Annotated in this window: 16 protein-coding genes; 6 read left to right on the plus strand and 10 right to left on the minus strand. The window is 69.3% G+C overall.

The window, feature by feature from the left end; translation table 11 throughout:
* Positions 1-9: 9 nt before the first annotated feature.
* A complete protein-coding gene (locus OG435_RS22825; protein WP_266879213.1) occupies positions 10-1,515 on the minus strand; it encodes a cytochrome ubiquinol oxidase subunit I in 1,506 nt (501 codons plus the stop codon).
* A gap of 189 nt (positions 1,516-1,704) precedes the next feature.
* Here OG435_RS22825 and OG435_RS22830 point away from each other — a divergent pair, with 189 nt between their 5' ends.
* Positions 1,705-2,073 (plus strand): cyclophilin-like fold protein, encoded by a 369-nt coding sequence (locus OG435_RS22830; RefSeq protein WP_266879215.1) that lies wholly within the window; start codon positions 1,705-1,707, stop codon positions 2,071-2,073.
* Positions 2,074-2,143: 70 nt separating this feature from the next.
* Here the strand turns inward: OG435_RS22830 and hisC are convergent, their stop codons facing one another.
* Positions 2,144-3,226, minus strand: coding sequence for a histidinol-phosphate transaminase (hisC, locus tag OG435_RS22835; RefSeq protein ID WP_266879217.1), 1,083 nt, complete (start codon positions 3,224-3,226; stop codon positions 2,144-2,146).
* 362 nt (positions 3,227-3,588) lie between these two features.
* Between hisC and OG435_RS22840 the strand changes: the two genes are divergently transcribed.
* From OG435_RS22840 to OG435_RS22850, 3 genes are all read left to right on the plus strand, one after another.
* Positions 3,589-4,704, plus strand: a complete 1,116-nt coding sequence (locus OG435_RS22840; RefSeq protein WP_214954921.1) for a LacI family DNA-binding transcriptional regulator — start codon at positions 3,589-3,591, stop codon at positions 4,702-4,704.
* A gap of 215 nt (positions 4,705-4,919) precedes the next feature.
* Positions 4,920-6,203 (plus strand): metallophosphoesterase, encoded by a 1,284-nt coding sequence (locus OG435_RS22845; RefSeq protein WP_266882002.1) that lies wholly within the window; start codon positions 4,920-4,922, stop codon positions 6,201-6,203.
* Between the two features lie 148 nt (positions 6,204-6,351).
* On the plus strand, positions 6,352-7,164 hold the full coding sequence (locus OG435_RS22850) for a hypothetical protein (protein WP_266879220.1): 813 nt from the start codon (positions 6,352-6,354) through the stop codon (positions 7,162-7,164).
* Between the two features lie 3 nt (positions 7,165-7,167).
* On the opposite strand, the gene OG435_RS50160 is transcribed toward OG435_RS22850, so the two are convergent.
* The 3 genes from OG435_RS50160 to OG435_RS22865 all read right to left on the minus strand — a co-directional run bounded on the left by OG435_RS50160 (position 7,168) and on the right by OG435_RS22865 (position 10,042).
* Positions 7,168-8,175 (minus strand): hypothetical protein, encoded by a 1,008-nt coding sequence (locus OG435_RS50160; RefSeq protein WP_323187877.1) that lies wholly within the window; start codon positions 8,173-8,175, stop codon positions 7,168-7,170.
* Between the two features lie 253 nt (positions 8,176-8,428).
* On the minus strand, positions 8,429-9,478 hold the full coding sequence (locus OG435_RS22860; protein WP_266882004.1) for an aldo/keto reductase: 1,050 nt from the start codon (positions 9,476-9,478) through the stop codon (positions 8,429-8,431).
* A 174-nt stretch (positions 9,479-9,652) separates the two neighbouring features.
* Entirely contained in the window at positions 9,653-10,042 is a 390-nt protein-coding gene (locus OG435_RS22865; protein WP_266879222.1) for a hypothetical protein, read from the minus strand.
* A gap of 936 nt (positions 10,043-10,978) precedes the next feature.
* On the opposite strand from OG435_RS22865, the gene OG435_RS22870 reads away from it, so the two are divergent.
* A complete protein-coding gene (locus OG435_RS22870; protein ID WP_266879224.1) occupies positions 10,979-12,091 on the plus strand; it encodes a tetratricopeptide repeat-containing glycosyltransferase in 1,113 nt (370 codons plus the stop codon).
* Between the two features lie 94 nt (positions 12,092-12,185).
* On the opposite strand, the gene thiC is transcribed toward OG435_RS22870, so the two are convergent.
* Positions 12,186-13,973, minus strand: a complete 1,788-nt coding sequence (gene thiC, locus OG435_RS22875; protein WP_266879226.1) for a phosphomethylpyrimidine synthase ThiC — start codon at positions 13,971-13,973, stop codon at positions 12,186-12,188.
* 212 nt (positions 13,974-14,185) lie between these two features.
* Between thiC and OG435_RS22880 the strand changes: the two genes are divergently transcribed.
* The gene (locus tag OG435_RS22880) at positions 14,186-15,592 is read left to right on the plus strand and encodes a YibE/F family protein (RefSeq protein ID WP_266879228.1); all 1,407 of its coding nucleotides are present in this window, start codon (positions 14,186-14,188) and stop codon (positions 15,590-15,592) included.
* A gap of 224 nt (positions 15,593-15,816) precedes the next feature.
* Here OG435_RS22880 and OG435_RS22885 read toward each other — a convergent pair whose 3' ends face one another.
* From OG435_RS22885 to OG435_RS22900, 4 genes are all read right to left on the minus strand, one after another.
* Complete coding sequence (locus tag OG435_RS22885; RefSeq protein ID WP_266879230.1) at positions 15,817-16,266, minus strand: SsgA family sporulation/cell division regulator; 450 nt, start codon at positions 16,264-16,266, stop codon at positions 15,817-15,819.
* Between the two features lie 97 nt (positions 16,267-16,363).
* Complete coding sequence (locus OG435_RS22890) at positions 16,364-17,134, minus strand: IclR family transcriptional regulator (protein WP_323187879.1); 771 nt, start codon at positions 17,132-17,134, stop codon at positions 16,364-16,366.
* Positions 17,135-17,390: 256 nt separating this feature from the next.
* A complete protein-coding gene (locus OG435_RS22895) occupies positions 17,391-17,609 on the minus strand; it encodes a DUF5326 family protein (RefSeq protein ID WP_266882006.1) in 219 nt (72 codons plus the stop codon).
* A gap of 175 nt (positions 17,610-17,784) precedes the next feature.
* A complete protein-coding gene (locus tag OG435_RS22900; RefSeq protein WP_266879234.1) occupies positions 17,785-18,102 on the minus strand; it encodes a cupin domain-containing protein in 318 nt (105 codons plus the stop codon).
* Positions 18,103-18,161 lie beyond the last annotated feature (59 nt).

The raw sequence follows: 18,161 nt of genomic DNA on the forward strand, positions 1-18,161 counted from the left end.
TCCTCAGCCTCAGTACGAGAAGGCCATCGGCCGGTCGGGGTTCTTGTCGTCTCCGCCGATCTTGGTCGGCGGGTTGAGGTCGGCCTCCGTGAGCTCGGGCGGGCCGGCCTTGACGTACTTCAGGAGGAGCTTGACCTCGATCACGGCGAGCACGGCGTAGAGCGTCGTGAAGCCGATCATCGAGGTGAGCACCTCACCCTGGGAGACGTTCGGCGAGACCGCGTCCCTGGTGCGCAGGACCCCGTAGACCACCCAGGGCTGGCGGCCCATCTCGGTGAAGATCCAGCCCCAGGAGTTGGCGATCAGCGGGAAGCCCATGGTCCAGAGCGCGATGATCCAGTACCAGTTGGTGAACTTGGGGCTCAGCGCCTTCTTGAAGAGGACCAGGTGCGGGACCTCTTCCTCACCGGTGCGCAGCCCCGGCGGCAGCATGAACTTCTTGCGGGTCAGCCAGAGCCCCAGGATGCCCACGCCGAGCGAGGCCATGCCGAAGCCGATCATCCAGCGGAAGCCCCAGTAGGCGACGGGGATGTTGGGCCGGTAGTCGCCGGGCCCGAACTTCTCCTGCTCGGACTTGTTGACGTCGTTGATGCCCGGGACGAAGGAGCTGAAGTCGTCGTTGGCCAGGAAGGACAGCAGGCCCGGGATCTCTATGGCGACCGTGTTGTGACCCTTTTCCACGTCGCCGTAGGCGAAGACGGAGAAGGGCGCCGGCGCCTCGCCGTCCCAGAGCGCCTCGGCCGCGGCCATCTTCATCGGCTGCTGCTTGAACATGACCTTGCCGAGGAGGTCTCCGCTGATGGCGGTGCCCAGACCGGCGATGATCATGACGACCAGGCCGAGTCGCAGCGAGGTCCGCATGACGGGGATGTGCTTCTTGCGGGCGAGGTGGAAGGCGGCGATGCCGACCATGAACGCGCCGCCGACCAGGAAGGCCGCCGTCATAGTGTGGAAGAACTGGGTCAGCGCGGTGTTCTGCGTGAGCACCAGCCAGAAGTCCGTGAGCTCGGCCCGGCCGCGCTCGGGATTCATCCGGTAGCCGACCGGGTGCTGCATCCAGGAGTTCGCCGCGAGGATGAAGTACGCGGACAGGATGGTGCCGATGGAGACCATCCAGATGCAGGCCAGGTGGATCTTCTTCGGCAGCTTGTCCCAGCCGAAGATCCACAGGCCGATGAAGGTGGATTCGAAGAAGAACGCGATGAGCGCCTCGAAGGCCAGCGGAGCTCCGAAGATGTCACCGACGAACCGCGAGTAGTCGGACCAGTTCATGCCGAACTGGAACTCCTGGACGATGCCCGTGACGACACCCATCGCGATGTTGATCAGGAAGAGCTTGCCCCAGAACTTGGTGGCCTTGAGGTACTTCTCGTTTTCCGAACGCACCCAGGCGGTCTGCAAGATCGCGACGAGCGCGGCCAGAGAGATCGTCAAGGGAACGAAGAGGAAGTGATAGACGGTGGTAATACCGAACTGCCATCGCGCCAGGGTCTCTGGCGCCAAAGCTAGGTCCACGTCGTCGTCTCCTTCGTTTCGCCGTGGTCACAGCCGCAGTTTGCCTCTTGTATCCCACTCAATCCGGGAGGAAGCAGGACACGCTTGTGAACGCGTTCACATTCACAAGCATTATGTCGTACCGCTGTCGGCATCTTTCAGGGGGGTCCCCCCTAGCAAATAGATTCAACAGATTGTTGAATGCAACGCATGAAGATTCGATTCCTCTGGCCCGCCGGCCAGCTCACCGCGACGCTCGACGAGACCCCGACCGCCAAGGCACTGGCCGACGCGCTCCCCATTTCGGCTTCCGCCAACACCTGGGGCGAGGAGGTCTACTTCGACACCGGCATCTCCGTGGCTCTGGAGCACGACGCCCAGCAGGTCGTCGAGCCCGGCACGGTCGCGTTCTGGACCGAGGGCGACGCGCTCGCGCTGCCCTACGGCCCCACCCCGATCTCCCGCGGGGGCGAGAGCCGCCTGGCGAGCCCGTGCAACGTCCTCGGCTCGTTCGACGGAGACCCCCGCCTGCTGGCCACCGTCCGCGACGGCGACCCCATCCGCGTGGAACTGGCCTGACCTCGGCCGGCCTACCGGCCGACCACACCACGGCCGGCCGACCGGTAGGCCGGACCAGCTCCCCGGAGCTCTAGAGCTCCTTGAAGAACGCCTCCGCCGTGTGCAGGAAGAGGTCGTTCGCCTCGGGCTCGCCGATCGTGACCCGCAGGCCCTCGCCCGCGAAGGGCCGGACCACCACGCCGGCCTTCTCGCAGGCCGCCGCGAAGTCGGCGGTCCGCTCCCCGAGCCGCATCCACACGAAGTTGGCCTGCGTCTCGGGCACCACGGTCCAGCCCTGGGCCAGCAGCGTCCCGTAGACCCGGGCGCGCTCGCTCACCAGCGACCCGACCCGGCCCATCAGCTCGTCCTCGGCCCGCAGCGAGGCGACCGCCGCGTCCTGGGCGAGCTGACTGACACCGAAGGGCACCGCGGTCTTGCGCAGCGCCGCTGCCACCGGCTCGTGCGCCACCGCGAAGCCGACGCGCAGGCCGGCGAGGCCGTACGCCTTGGAGAACGTGCGCAGCACGGCGACGTTGGGGCGGCTGCGGTAGAGCTCGATGCCGTCCGGGACCTCGACGTCGCGGACGAACTCCTTGTAGGCCTCGTCGAGGACGACGAGGATGTCGGAGGGCACCCGGTCCAGGAAGCGCTCCAGCTCGGCACGGCGCACGGCGGTGCCGGTGGGGTTGTTGGGGTTGCAGACGAAAATCAGGCGGGTCCGCTCCGTGATCGCCTCGAACATCGCGTCCAGGTCGTGCACGTCGCCCTCGCCCAGGGGGACCTGGACCGACGTCGCGCCCGAGATCTGAACGATGATCGGATAAGCCTCGAAAGACCGCCAGGCGTAGATGACCTCGTCGCCCGGGCCCGCCGTCGACTGGATCAGCGACTGGGCGACCCCGACCGAGCCGGTGCCGGTGGCGATGTGCTCTACGGGAACCCCGAACCGCTCGGCGAGCTCGTTCACCAGACCCGTGCACGCCATGTCCGGGTACCGGTTGAAGTGGCCCGCCGCGGCGACCGCGCTCTCCAGCACCCCAGGCAGGGGCGGGTACGGGTTCTCATTCGAGGACAGCTTGAACGCGACCGGGCCGCCCGCTGCCGCGGGCTTTCCGGGCTTGTAGGTGGGGATGCCGTCCAGCTCGGCGCGCAGCTTCGGGCTCTTCTCGCTCACCGCAGGTCCTCCTCGACCGTCCCGTACGACGTCGCCGTCGACTCATTACTCCTCACCTTATGAGGATTCCGCCCATCCGAGAACGGCGGGCGCCTGGAATGCGGGAGAGCGCACGCATATATGCGTGCGCCGGTGGCCTGCGCCGTGGCGCGCGTCCCTCGTACAGGTGAGTTGAGCAGAGCGCGAGAGGGCTCCGTTTTGGCATGCACGGTCCCGTCGGCAAGGGCACCAGACACCCTTCGCGACCAAATGCCTTTATTTCCAAGGTCATTAGGGGTGGCGAACCGTGCAGAATCGTGCCTGTCAACGCGTGCATATGCATCCGGACCGCCCTGCCCACCGAGCCCTACTATCGGCTCGCCATGACAGCAGCAGGGAAGCATCAGGTGAGCCGGACCGAGACCACCCGGCGGGCCGCCGGCCGACAAGGCCGGGCGGGCATCAGGGACGTGGCCGCCGCGGCGGGCGTCTCGATCACGACCGTCTCCGACGCCCTCAACGGGAAGGGACGGCTGCCGGACGCCACCCGCCGCCACGTCCGCGAGGTCGCAGACCGGCTGGGCTACCGCCCTTCCGCGGCGGCCCGCACCCTCCGTACCGGCAAGTCGGGCCTCATCGGCCTGACCGTGACGACGTACGGGGATGAACCTTTCACCTTCACCGAATTCGCGTACTTCGCCGAAATGGCCAGGGCCGCCACCTCCGCCGCGCTCGCTCGCGGCTACGCCCTCGTCATCCTCCCCGCCACCTCCCGACACGACGTCTGGTCCAACGTGGCCCTCGACGGCACCGTCGTCATCGACCCCTCCGACCACGATCCCGTCGTCACCGAACTGGTCCGCCAGGGTCTGCCCGTCGTCTCCGACGGACGCCCCGCCGGCTCACTCCCCGTCACCGCCTGGGTCGACAACGACCACGAGGCCGCCGTCCTGGGGCTCCTCGACCACCTCGCCGCCGCCGGAGCCCGCCGCATCGGGCTCCTGACCGGCACCACCACCGACACCTACACCCGGCTCTCCACCACGGCCTACCTGCGCTGGTGCGAGCGCGTGGGCCAGGACCCCGTCTACGAGTCCTACCCCGCCCACGATCCGTGCGCCGGCGCCGTCGCCGCCGACCGGCTGCTCGCCCGGCCCGACCGGCCCGACGCCGTCTACGGCCTGTTCGACCCCAACGGCACCGACCTGCTCGCCGCCGCCCGGCGCTACGGCCTGCGCGTTCCCGAGGATCTGCTGCTCGTGTGCTGCAGCGAATCCACCGTGTACGCCAACACCGAGCCGCCCATCACCACCCTGTCCCTCAAACCGCGCCGCATCGGCACCGCCGTCGTCCAGCTGCTCATCGACGCCATCGAGGGCGTGGACACGGGCGGACCCGTCGAACAGGTCATCCCGACCGAGCTGATCATCCGTACCTCGTCCCAGCGCAGGCAGCCCCGTACGACCGTCAGCCCGCCCCGATCCCCGGCACAGGACTGACCACCACGCCGGCCCAACGGCGGGGCCGCCGGCCCCGCCTAGGATTTCAGCAACACGCATATCGGGAGAAACCGGCATGAAGAGCCAGCTCCGGCCAGGATTCACCACCCCTGGTGCGTCACAGAGCGCGAGCTGCATTCCTATGATGGGCGCACGACATCACGGATCCTCCGCCCCGGAGGCGGGCGGGTCCGCAGGTGTACGGCAGCGCGACGGTGGTGGAGGGGTCGATGACTCAGGGGGCCGGTCAGGGACCCGCGGTGCGGACGGACACCGAGCGGGACTTCCGGTTGCCGGTCGCCGAACCCGCCTCGCATACCGCTCTCCCGGGATCCGTAGCAGCCGCAGCGGTCGGCTCCACGGGGCTCGGGGTGGACGCCCCCGTCTACGGCAAGTACCCCGCGTACTACGACGCGGGCCCGGCTCCCGTCCCCGCGCAGCACGGATACGGCCACGAAGCCCCGTACGAGGCGCCGTACGAGGCCCCGTACGATGCCGCAGGCGCCCTCGGTGAGCCCGCCGGCCGCCCGATGGGCCACGTCTCCGAGGAGAGCGACCCCGAGGGGTACACGCCGACCCAGCGCGACCTCCCCGTCATCGGGCGCGGCGCCCCCGGCGGGCCCGGCGACACCGTCCAGGTCCAGTACGTCCCCCAGGAGACCCCCGGCGAGGGCCCCGGCCCGCTCTACGTAGTCGGCGACGTGCACGGCTACATCGACGAACTCGTCGCCGAACTGCAGTTCCAGGGGCTCATCGACGCCGACCGCAACTGGTCCGCCGGCAACGCCCGGCTCTGGTTCCTCGGCGACTTCACCGACCGCGGCCCCGACGGCATCGGGGTCATCGACCTCGTCATGCGGCTCTCCGCCGAAGCCGCCGCCGCGGGCGGCTACTGCAAGGCCCTCATGGGCAACCACGAGCTGCTGCTCATCGGCGCCAAGCGGTTCGGGGACACCCCCGTCGTCTCCGGCGCCGGCACCGCCACCTTCCAGGCCGCCTGGCTCCTCAACGGCGGCCAGCGCACCGACATGGACCGGCTCCAGGACGTCCACCTCCAGTGGATGTCCCGGCTCGACGCGGCCGTCCTGGTGGAGGACCACCTGCTCCTCCACTCGGACACCACCGCCTACCTCGACTACGGCGACTCCGTCGAGGACGTCAACGACACCATCCACGAGCTGCTCAACCGCAACGACGCCGACATCACCTGGGACCTGTTCCGCAAGTTCACCAAGCGCTTCGCCTTCCGCGACGAGGGGACCGGCCCCCAGGCCGTACGCGAGCTCATCGGCACCTACGGCGGCAGCCGCGTGGTGCACGGCCACAGCCCCATCCCGTACCTGCTGGGCGAGGTGGGCACCGAGGACGGTGACGGCGCGCACGGCCCCGAGGCCGTCGTCGGCCCGCACGTCTACGCCGACGGCCTGGCCATCGCGATGGACGGCGGAGTGACGATGGCGGGCAAACTGCTCGTCGTGCAACTCCCGCTGAACGACTGAGGCTTCCCGGAGCTGGGTATTTCCGGAAAGCCCCTGTCGACGTACGGCGTGGGCGCTCTACCATCGCTCTATCCGTAGCAGGCTCTCCTCCGTTTGTGCCGGCGCCCCGTTCTACGCGGGCATACCGGTCCCTACGGAGCATCGGGGGATGCACATGACCAGCGCTCCGCACCTGCTCACCGAAGACCGACCGGAGTTCGATCGGCTCCTCGACGAGGCGCTGCGCACCGCGAACGCCAGGCCCGAGCTCGCCGCCCTCGGCGAACGGCTGAACGCCGAACAGCTGCGCACCATGGCCATGGGGGCCACCGGGCTGCTGACGGCTGCGGCCGCAGCCGAGTACGACCACTACGTGAAGGTCCGCAAAGAGCGGCAGGACGAGATCCTGTCCACCCCCGGAACCACGGGGGAGGAGGGCGACGGGCAGGACGGCGGCGCGGGCGTCAGCGCCGTGGTCGCGGTCCTCGCGCCGGTCCTGGCCGGCACCGCCATGCTGATCTTCCTGCTGGTGGGCTACATCCTGAAGATGATCGAACCCGAACCGGCCTTCGCCGACACGATGCTGACGGCGGGCTGGCTGTTCGGCGGGCTCACCGCGGCCGCACTGCTCTTCGCCGTGATCGGGCTGCTCGTGACGGCCGTCCGCAACAGCTCCACCGAGGTGGCGGCGGACGAGACCGAGGCGGTACCCGACGAGGTGGCGCGAGCCCGGGAAGCCTGGCGCAACGCCCTGCTGGAGCGGGGCATCGTGCCGTTCCTCCGGGACGCGCTGGCCGATCCCAGCGCGGGTGCCGGCTTCCCGGCCCCCCGAAAGCCGGGAGCCGGGCGCATCCCCAACCTGGGATACACCCGGCCCGATTTCACCAGCCCGGGAGCCCCTGCGGAGGGGCCCCGTCCCGGCTACTCGTCTCCGGACTTCACCAGTCCGGACTTCGGCGGCCCGGAGACCGAGCCGGAGTGAGGGCTACAGGGCGTTCGGCGAGCCGGAGTAGGCCAGGTCGCCCTTCCATTCGGTCTCTTCCTTGGAGATGCCCTTGGCACGGACGACGGGGGTGGGCGACGGCGTCTGCTCCTGCCAGCCGGCGGCGTCCGGGATGAAGGTCTGCCCGGTGACCGCGATGTGGAGCTGGAACACCCGGCCGGTGGTCGTCAGCACCTTGATGTAGGCGGCAGTGGCCTGTCCATGGACGGAGACGGCGCAGGCGAACCCGGTCTCTTCGCTGTTGGGATAGCCCGGAAGGCCCGAGACGTCGATCCAGGTGGGGGCCCCACCCACGGTGGTCGCCCGACCCGCGAAGGTGTGACCGTTGCTGAGCACGGCGTGGAAGTCCTCGTTGTTCGACGGCGCGAAGCTGTCCAAGTCACTGCACGGACCGGTGGGGCCTGTCGCACCGGTCGCACCCGTCGCACCGGTGGCACCCGGCGCGCCGGTGGCACCCGTCGCACCGGTGGGGCCGGTCGCGCCCGTCGCCCCGTTGGTACCCGAGGCGCCGGTCGAACCGGTGGGTCCGGTGGCGCCCGTGGGTCCGGTGGCGCCCGTGGGGCCGGTGGCGCCCGTGGGGCCGGTGGCGCCCGTGGCGCCCGTGGGGCCGGTGGCGCCCGTGGGGCCGGTGGCGCCCGTGGGGCCGGTGGCGCCCGTCGCACCCTGGTAGCCGCGCGGCCCGGTCGGACCCGTCGCTCCGGTGGCACCCCTGGGTCCGGTGGGCCCCGTCGCGCCCTTCTGCCCCTTGGGCCCGCGGGGGCCCTGCGGGCCCACCTTGCAGTCGTCGCCGTGAGCCGCCGCCGGCGCACCCGCTCTGTGGCGCTGGGCCTTGCAGCGGTCCGGACCGCCCGACGCCTCGGCCAGCGCGACCGCCGGAGTCGTCAGGCCCGCCAGCACCAGCGCCACCGAGGCGAGCGTGCCTCCCGTCAGCCAGCCGGCTCGTCGGGGCAACGGCCCCAGGTAGGCACGGGCCTTGTTCTCAGAACTCATGTACCGCTTCTCGCACACACCGGATCGAATCGATCTGCGAAGCCAGGACACAAGGCCGGTCTCCGCGGGCCATCCTGAAGACCCGGACCCCGCGCGTCCGACCGGCGCGCCCATCCGTCAGCGGAACGGATCAGTCCACACAGCCACTTGGCGGCCCACCGCACGGCCGCTCGCGTCTGTGTCTGCGTCTGCGTCACGTTTCACGTGAAACATCCGTCGCTGTTTCACGTGAAACATCGGAGCGTCCGCCCGATCAACCGGCGGACCGGTCTCCCGGCGACCGCCTGCGCTGGGTGACATCCGCCAGCGCCGGGGAGTGCCAAGCGCCGTCCGGGTGGTACAGGTTCCGGCCCGGTTCCACGATCTCGTCGATCCGGTCGAGGGTCGCATAGTCGAGGACCAGGCCGGCGCCCTTCACCAGTGCTTCCAGCTGCTCCATGGTCCGCGGCCCGGTGATCACCGAGGTGACGGCGGGATGCGCCAGCGGGAAGGCCACCGCCAGCTCGGGCAGCGTGCAGCCGATGGAGTCGGCGAGGTCCACCAGCTGCTCCACAGCCTCCAGCTTCGCGATGTTGCCCGGCACCGCCGGATCGAAGCGGGCCGGAGTCAGCGCCGCATGCCCCGAGGTCATGTCGACGGCGCTGCCGAGCCGGTACTTCCCGCTCAGGAACCCCGACGCGAGCGGGCTCCAGGTCAGGACGCCCATCCCGTACCTCCGGGCCACCGGCAGCACACTGCTCTCGATCCCGCGCGCGAGGATCGAGTACGGCGGCTGCTCGGTCCGGAACCTCGGCAGAGCCCGCCGTTCGGCGACGTGGTGCGCCTCGACGATCTCCTCGGCCGGGAAGGTGGAGCAGCCGAAGGCGCGTATCTTGCCGGCCCGGACCAGATCACCGAGGACGGACAGGGTCTCCTCGACATCCGTCCCCTGATCCGGCCGGTGCACTTGGTAGAGGTCGATCCAGTCCGTGTCCAGTCGGCGCAGGCTGTCCTCGACGGCACGCACGATCCAGCGCCGGGAGTTCCCGCTACGGTTGCGGCCCTCGCCCATCTGGAAGTGCACCTTGGTCGCGAGCACGACGTCGTCCCGCCGGCCCTTCAGGGCCTTGCCCACGATCTGCTCGGACTCCCCGGCGGAGTACATGTCCGCGGTGTCCACGAAGTTGATCCCGTGGTCGAGCGCGGCATGGATGATCCGCGCGCACTCCTCGTGATCCGGATTGCCCACCGCACCGAACATCATCGTGCCGAGGCAGTGCGTGCTGACCTCGATGCCGGTCCCACCCAGAATTCGGTATCGCATGCTCATGCGTCCGGACTGTAGGAGCTGGAGCGCACTCCAGCACAAGCCCCCCGGCGAAGCCTCGTGCGACTACGGGACGTACGGCGGCCCGGAGCGCCGGCCGGACCGAAGTCCGGCGGCACTCCGGGCCGCGTCGGTACTGCGCGTGCACTACCTCAGGTCAGGCACACCGGATCACTTGCGCGGCTTGGCCGCGCGGGCGGACTCGGCCTTGAGGCCCGGCGGGATCTTGTTCGGGGTGCCTTGCGCCTGGAGGTCACCCTTGAACGCGCCTCTGACGAGCACGGCCGGGGTGTGCGTCGTCTGCTGGAACCATTCCTTGTTCCAGACGAAGTTGCCGCCATTGATGTCACCGTGCGTCTGCCACACGGTCCCGATGGCAGTCACCACCTTGACGTACGCGTCATTGCCCCCGGCCTCGATCGCGACGCCGCAGACCTGCGCCGGGTAGCCGAGGTTCGCGGGGTCGGTCATGGTCGCGACCGTGTTGGTGAGGTCTTGCCAGGCGATCGACCCGCCCACGGTGGCGGCTTTGCCCACGTACGTCTTTCCGCCCGTGAGCACGGCTTGGAAGTCCTCGGTGTTCGAGGGCGCGTAGGCGTCGATGTCGCTACACGGGCCGGTGGCGCCCGTCGCACCTGTCGCACCTGTCGCACCCGTGGTGCCCGTCGCACCTGTCGCACCTGTCGCACCCGTGGTGCCCGTCGCACCTGTCGCACCCGTGGGGCCGGTCGCGCCATCAACACCCGTCGCACCGTCAGCACCCGTGGCACCGGTCGGACCCGTGGCACCGGTCGCACCATCAACACCCGTGGCGCCCGTCGCACCGTCAGCACCCGTGGGGCCGGTCGCACCCGTCGGGCCCGTCGCGCCATCAGCGCCCGCGGCACCGGTCGCGCCCGTCGCGCCATCGGCACCCGTGGGGCCGGTCAAACCGGTCGGACCCGTCGCACCATCAGCACCGGCCGCACCCGTCGCACCCGTCGCACCCGTCGCACCCGTCGCACCCGTCGCACCGGTCGGCCCCGTCGGGCCTACGGGCGGGCACCCGTGATCGTGCCCGTCGGGGTGGTCGCGTCCGTCCTCGTGGCCCCACTCCTCGTCGCCGCCGTCGTTCCCGTCACCCCGGTACCTGTCCTGCGGCGGCCCGTCGTACCGCTCGCAGTCCTCACCTCCCGCGATCCAGGCACGGTTGCGGGGGACGGGACCAAGCTGAAGCTTGCTCCGGTGCTCACGACTCATCTGCAGCGCTCCTTCGGAACGGAACGAGCCGGAACAGGTGGCTCCCGGGCTGCGGGTTCGGACGTCCTTGGGGCTTACGGACGGAGCCGCCCGGATCTTGAGATGGCCGGGATGTTTATCAGCAGAACGGCTTATCGGACGCCCCCGAACGGCTGCGCCGCCGCCCATCGGGAGGTAGCGCCACCGGCGTGCCGCCGACCCATCGACGGCCGCACTCCCTAACGTCGCCCGCGATCCGTCCGACGAGAGGGTGCTGCGGTGAGGCCGACCATCTGTCTGAACATGATCGTCAAGAACGAGGCGCCGACGATCCGGAAGTGCCTGGAGTCGGTGCGCCCCCTGATCGACACCTGGGTGATCGTCGACACGGGGTCCACCGACGGCACCCAGGACGTCATCCGGGACTGCTTCGCCGACCTGCCCGGCACGCTCCACGAACGGCCCTGGAAGGGCTTCGACGGCAGCCGCACCGAGGCGATCGAACTGGCGCGCTCCAGCGCCGACTACCTGCTGTTCATCGACGGCGACGACGAGATGCAGATCCGGCCCGGTTTCCGCATGCCGGACCTGACCGGCGACGCGTACCAGGTCGCGCTGCACGACGGTCCGATCGTCCACTGGCGGCCGGCGCTGGTCTCCACCCGGCTGCCCTGGCGGTACGTGGGCGTGCTCCACGAGTACATCGACTGCGGCACCGAGTACGGCCGCGACGTGATCGAGGGCTTCAACATCCTCTCCGTCGGCGGTGGCGCCCGGCTCCGGGAAGAGGGTCAGCGGGCGAAGTACCTGCGTGATGCGGGCGTACTCACCGAAGGTCTCGCGAAGGAGCCCGACAACACCCGTTACGCGTTCTACCTGGCCCAGAGCTGGCGCGACGCCGGCGAGCCGGAGAAGTCCCTCGACGCCTACGACCACCGGGTCTCCATGGGCGGCTGGGCCGAGGAAACGTACTGCGCGCGGCTCTACGCCGCGCGGCTCGCGGTCACCCTCGACAGGCCGTCGGCCGAGGTGATGGACCGCTACCTCCGCGCGCACGAGAGCCGTCCCTCACGCGTCGAGGCACTCGGCGACCTCGCCCGCCTCTGCCGCCTCGAAAACCGCTGGTCCCTCGCCTACCTGTTCGCCCGGCAGGCGGTCAGGGTGCCGCGCCCGGACGACATCCTCTTCGTCGAATTCGCCTGGCACGACTGGCGCGCACTCGACGAACTGGCGGTGGCCGCCTACTGGGCGGGGGAGTACCAGGAGTCCTTGGACTGCTGCGAACTCCTGCTCCAGGACGGCAAGCTGCCCGACGACCAGCAGGACCGGGTCCTCGCGAACCTCGAGTTCGCGCGACGCAAGCTGGGCGTGGGCTCCCGGACCTTCGCCTGACCGTCCGCCCCGCACCGGGCGGACACGACGTACCCCACGGCGGCCCGCGACTCCCCCCTCGGTGTCGCGGGCCGTCCGTGCGTCCGGACGAGGGTCAGTCGGCCAGCGGCAGGTACACGCGGTTGCCCGCGGCCGCGAACTCGGCGGACTTCTCCGCCATGCCCGCCTCGATCTCCTCGGCGCCCAGGTCACCGCCGTGCTGGCGGCGGATGTCCTGGGAGATCTTCATCGAGCAGAACTTCGGACCGCACATGGAGCAGAAGTGCGCGGTCTTGGCCGGCTCGGCCGGGAGGGTCTCGTCGTGGAACTCACGGGCCGTGTCCGGGTCGAGGGCCAGGTTGAACTGGTCCTCCCAGCGGAACTCGAACCGCGCGTCCGACAGGGCGTCGTCCCATTCCTGGGCGCCCGGGTGGCCCTTGGCCAGGTCCGCCGCGTGGGCCGCGATCTTGTACGTGATGACACCGGTCTTCACGTCGTCGCGGTTCGGCAGGCCCAGGTGCTCTTTGGGCGTGACGTAGCAGAGCATCGCGGTGCCCCACCAGGCGATCATCGCGGCGCCGATGCCCGAGGTGATGTGGTCGTACGCGGGCGCGACGTCCGTGGTCAGCGGGCCGAGCGTGTAGAACGGCGCCTCTTCGCAGATCTCCTGCTGGAGGTCGATGTTCTCCTTGATCTTGTGCATCGGGACGTGCCCGGGGCCCTCGATCATCGTCTGCACGTTGTGGCGCTTGGCGATCGTGTTCAGCTCGCCCAGCGTCTTGAGCTCCGCGAACTGCGCCGCGTCGTTCGCGTCCGCGATGGAGCCGGGGCGCAGGCCGTCACCCAGCGAGTACGTGACGTCGTACGTCGCGAGGATCTCGCAGAGCTCCTCGAAGTTCGTGTAGAGGAAGTTCTCCTTGTGGTGCGCCAGGCACCAGGCGGCCATGATCGAGCCGCCGCGCGAGACGATGCCGGTCTTGCGGCGGGCGGTCAGCGGCACGTACGACAGCAGCACGCCGGCGTGGACCGTCATGTAGTCGACGCCCTGCTCGGCCTGCTCGATGACCGTGTCCTTGTAGATCTCCCAGGTCAGGTCCTCGGCGCGGCCGTCGACCTTCTCCAGCGCCTGGTACAGCGGCACGGTGCCGATCGGCACGGGGGAGTTGCGCAGCACCCACTCGCGGGTGGTGTGGATGTTGCGGCCGGTCGAGAGGTCCATGACCGTGTCGGCGCCCCACTTGGTCGCCCAGGTCATCTTGTCCACCTCCTCCTCGATCGAGGAGGTGACCGCGGAGTTGCCGATGTTGGCGTTGACCTTCACCAGGAACCGCTTGCCGATGATCATCGGCTCGATCTCGGGGTGGTTCACGTTGACCGGCATTACCGCGCGACCTGCGGCGATCTCCTCGCGGACGACCTCGGGGGAGACGTTCTCGCGGATCGCGACGTACTCCATCTCCGGGGTGATCTCGCCCCGGCGGGCGTACGCGAGCTGCGTGACCGCGGCGCCGCCGCGGCCGCGGCGGGGCTGGCGCGGACGGCCCGGGAAGACCGCGTCGAGGTTCTTGAGGCCACCGCGCGGCGAGGTGTGCTTGATGCCGTCGTCCTCGGGGCGCGCGGGGCGGCCCGCGTACTCCTCGGTGTCACCGCGGCTGATGATCCAGTGCTCGCGCAGCGGCGGCAGGCCCCGGCGCACGTCGGTCTCGATCTGCGGGTCGGTGTACGGACCGGACGTGTCGTAGAGCGTCACGTCCTTGCCGTTGGTGAGGTGGACCTGACGAACCGGCACCCGGATGTCGGGGCGGGAGCCCGCCACGTATCCCTTGTGCCAGCCGGGCTGGCGCTCGGTCTGGCCGTCGGCGTCCTGGCTGACGGCAGGCGTGCGTGCGTCCTGAATGGTCATGAGACCTAATCTCCCTACGCCGGCATTACCCGGTAACAGGTTCGGCGGTCGACGCAGCCTCCTCCCGTACGCATATCCGAATGCGAACGGTGATCAGCGCCCTCTCAGCCCGGTGCTCCGAGCTCCCGCGTTGTGCAAAGTAGCCCCCACGCTAGCGTCATGTGTGGCGTGCTGAACAGTGGGCCCCCCTCATCTGTTGCGATGATCAGCCAGTGACGTCCTCGCCGCAGCCCCCCACCGACCCCACGGATCCCGCCGGCCACGCGGGCCACACGCACGCCGACCCCGGTCACTCCGACCACTCGCGCGACCGCTCTCCCGGACACTCCCACGGCCACACCCACAGTCATGGCCCGGCCGCCCCCGTCTCGAAGCACCTGCGCAAGGTGATCGCGGCCGTCCTGATCCCCTTCGCCGCCGCCGTCGTGATCGGCATGGCGGTGCTCTGGCCCGGTGGCGCACCGGACCACGCGCGCACCGGAGTCGGCTTCGACCGGCAGACCCAGCAGGGAACGGTCGTCGCGCTCCAGCAGGTCGACTGCAAATCCGTGAACGCCGCACAGGTCCCCGCCACCGGCGACACCTCCACGCCCGAGGGGCGCGAGGCCCTCGCCTCGCAGACCGGCGAGTGCAAGAAGGCCACCATCAGGGTCGGCAGCGGCCCCGACAAGGGCCGCGAGTTCTTCGAGATCCTCCAGCCCGGCGCACCACGGCAGTTGACGGACGGCCAGGGCGTGGTGGTGGCCTACGCCCCGGACGCGCCCCGGGACCTCCAGTACTCCGTGATCGACGTGAACCGCAAGCTGCCGATGGCCCTGCTCGCCGGCATCTTCGCCGTCGCGGTGGTCCTCGTCGGACGGATGCGCGGGCTGTTCGCGCTCATCGCCCTCGTCGTCAGCTTCGCGGTACTGACCCTGTTCATCCTCCCGGCGATCCTGCAGGGGTCGAATCCGCTGGTCGTGGCCGTGGTGGGAGCGAGCGCGATCATGCTGATCGCGCTCTACATGTGCCACGGGCTGACGGCCCGCACCTCGGTCGCGGTCCTCGGCACCATCATCTCGCTGCTGCTGATCGGCCTGCTGGGTTCGCTGTTCATCGACTGGGCGTTCCTCAGCGGCAACACGGACGACAACACCGGGCTGATCCACGGGCTCTACCCGAACATCGACATGAGCGGTTTGCTGCTTGCGGGTGTCATCATCGGATCGCTCGGCGTACTCGACGACGTGACCGTCACGCAGACCTCGGCGGTCTGGGAACTCCACCAGGCAGACCCCTCGATGGGCCCGCGCGGGCTCTACCGGGCGGGCATCCGCATCGGGCGCGACCACATCGCCTCGGTGGTGAACACCCTGGTACTGGCGTACGCGGGCGCGGCGTTGCCCCTCCTTCTCCTGTTCTCGATCGCGAACAGCAGCATGGGTTCGGTGGCCAACAGCGAGTTGGTCGCGGAGGAGATCGTACGCACCCTCGTGGGCTCGATCGGACTGGTCGCCTCGGTACCCGTGACGACAGCACTGGCCGCCTTGGTGGTGTCCGCCGACCGCGCGGAATCCCCGGCGGCCACAGCGGCCTCGGGGCCGCTCCGCGGCGGCCGGGGTCGGCGGCGCAAGCACTGAAAAGGGCGGGACCGGCGGGCACGACGGATCGGTTCGCGCACACGGCCGGTCGTGTGGAACGGCAGGGTGGAGCACTCAGCGCGTCGGCACGCTGAGCCGTGCTGCGGGTGGTGCGGGTGGTGCAGTGATGCGTTGATGCATTGACGCAGATGGTGCGTTGACGCAGATGGTGCGGTGCTGCTTGCCGGCACACCCTGGTCGGCGGGCGTCCGGCCGGGCTTCGGTCAGCCCGCGTTCTGCTCGTTCTGCTGCGACTCCGCGAGGATCTTTTCGAGCGCCTCGTCGAGGTTCTCCTCGAAGTCCCCGAGGTTGCGCTCCTGGCCGAGCGGAACGATCCGGTCGGTGCGGTCGAGGAACGCCACGAGCGGCGCCGCGCTCGCGCGGAACAGAGCCCGGTCTGCGCCTACCTGCAGCCGGATGTGGACATCGGACAGCTCCTCCGGATCGGTCGGGGCGATGTGGACATCTCCGTCACCGCACGGCTTGTTGATGCCGTCGAGAAGGAGCTCCCGGCCGAACGCCCAGGTCACGGGTGCGTCTCCGGGAAGGTGGAACGTCAGGCGGACCGCGTAGGGGTCACGAGCGTCGTACCGGAGTTCCACCGGAATCCGGAACGAGAGCTCCTCGGAAACGAGGAAGCTCATCATGACCTCTGCCTGTACCGACTCGCGCATTGCCTACCCCGCTGTAGTGGAAGTGGCCAGGAATGATCCCCCAAGGCCCTCTTGACAAGAGTGGTGGAAGCGCTTGCAGATCACAAGGAGTGAGTTTTCAGATACTGATAGAGAACGAGAGGGTGCTCAACAGCGCGCCTACTTCACTCCGTAGCCGATCGACCGCATACAGCAATCGCTGTTCGTGGTGCAGAGGAAGAGAAATCGCCATCGTCGCCGCGGTGTCTCCGGCCGTGATCGGGATGGCCGCGCACACCGTGCCCAGGGCGTATTCCTGCCGCTCGGTCACCGGCTGCATCCGCTCCAAGGAGCCGATCCGCTGCTCCAGAACCCTTTGATCCCGCACGGTGTACTGGGTGATGGCCTCGACCGGGTGCCGGTCGTAGTAGTCCTTGCGCGTCTTCTCGTCGAGCTGGCCCAGCAGGCACTGCCCGATGGCGTGCGCGTGGCCGGTCTCGCGGAAATCGGCCCACTCCTCGCACGCGGGGTTCGCCGGGGTGTCCGAGACACCCACGACCTCGATTTCACCCTCGCGGTAGACCGCGAAGTAGACGGGGGCCCCGACCGCGTCGCGAAAGTGCGCGAGGGAGTCGAGGATCATGCTGCGACGTTTCTGCTGAAGTCCCCCACCGGCGAGGCGGCCGGCGGCGTCCCCCAGGACGAAGACTCCGCTCTCCCGTCGCAGATAGCCCTCGTGCGTCAGGGTGCGCAGCAGGTGATACGCGGTGGGAAGCGGGAGCCCGGCCTCGCGCGCCAGTTGTTTCGCCGGGGCTCCCTCACTATGGGAACCCACCGCTTCGAGCAGCCTCAGTGCCCGCTGCACCGAACCGATCAGAGTCGGCACACCGGCATTGTGAACCGAAGACAAAGCTCACCCCCAGGCGTGGCGGCGAGCCTTGGGGGGCCCGCCTTGCGGGGGCCGCCCCCGCGTGCGACGTGACTCCTGGGGGTCGTGCTCGGTGGCTGTACCAAAGAACCGCAGGTCAGAGCGGAACTACCGGCGTTCGGTGCCCAGGGAACGGCACAGATTGCCACTCTATCCGCCGATTCCCGGGCTGTGAGCGGTTTGGCGGTTCACGTTCCCTCAGCTGGGTTAATCCCGCTGTGCCCCGGTTGCTCCAGTTCTACCACTCCCCGGCGGAGGACTTCGACTCAGTGCCCTTGAACTTCCTGACGACGAAGATCAGGCCTCCGACGAGGGCCACGAGGAGCAGCGCCTTGAAGAGGAAGCCGATCAGCGCACCGATGACGCTGGTGATCACACCACCGAAGACGAACAGGACCAGCAGCGGGACGGCGACCCACTTGACCCACCAGGGCATGCCCTCGAATATCCCTCGGATGCCTTCCATGTCCTCGACCTCTTCTTCCTAGTCCGTCTTGTCGGTGAACTCCTGCTCTCGATGCTAGGAGCCCGGGGCCTCCGGCGGGGGCCCGCGAGCCCCCGTACTCCCCTGATCCGCCCCCTAGGGGGACGGGGCCGCGGACCCTCAGTGCCCCTCAGCGCCCAGGGGGCGTTCACCCTTCCGGCGGAGAGAAGACGACCATGACCTTCAGGTTCTCGGTGATGTGGTGGAACTTGTGCGGCACCCCGGCCGGCACGTAGACCACGCTTCCGTTGGCGACCATCGTCGTCTCCTCCCCGACGGTGATCGAGGCGCGGCCGCTCACCACGAAGTACACCTCGTCCTGTCCGTGGGGCTGTTGGGGGTCGTTCTGTCCTGCGTCCAGTGCGTACAGCCCGACCGACATGTTCCGCTCGCGCAGGAACTGCAGGTAGGCACCCTTGTTGGCGGCCCGCTCGGCCTCGAGCTCGTCCAGCCGGAAGGCCTTCATCTTCTTCGTACCCCTTGTGCTCTCTCGCCCGGCGAGCATGCGCAGATCAGCTGATGTTC

Source organism: Streptomyces sp. NBC_01264 (assembly GCF_026340675.1).
Classification (GTDB): domain Bacteria; phylum Actinomycetota; class Actinomycetes; order Streptomycetales; family Streptomycetaceae; genus Streptomyces.

Bases quoted from the DNA above. Each gene is read 5' to 3' on its own strand.
- OG435_RS22900 (WP_266879234.1), bottom strand. From the start codon at position 18,102: ATGAAGGCCTTCCGGCTGGACGAGCTCGAGGCCGAGCGGGCCGCCAAC.
- OG435_RS22830 (WP_266879215.1), top strand. From the start codon at position 1,705: ATGAAGATTCGATTCCTCTGGCCCGCCGGCCAGCTCACCGCGACGCTC.
- OG435_RS50160 (WP_323187877.1), bottom strand. From the start codon at position 8,175: ATGAGTTCTGAGAACAAGGCCCGTGCCTACCTGGGGCCGTTGCCCCGA.
- OG435_RS22885 (WP_266879230.1), bottom strand. From the start codon at position 16,266: ATGCGCGAGTCGGTACAGGCAGAGGTCATGATGAGCTTCCTCGTTTCC.
- thiC (WP_266879226.1), bottom strand. From the start codon at position 13,973: ATGACCATTCAGGACGCACGCACGCCTGCCGTCAGCCAGGACGCCGAC.
- OG435_RS22860 (WP_266882004.1), bottom strand. From the start codon at position 9,478: ATGCGATACCGAATTCTGGGTGGGACCGGCATCGAGGTCAGCACGCAC.
- OG435_RS22840 (WP_214954921.1), top strand. From the start codon at position 3,589: ATGACAGCAGCAGGGAAGCATCAGGTGAGCCGGACCGAGACCACCCGG.
- OG435_RS22850 (WP_266879220.1), top strand. From the start codon at position 6,352: ATGCACATGACCAGCGCTCCGCACCTGCTCACCGAAGACCGACCGGAG.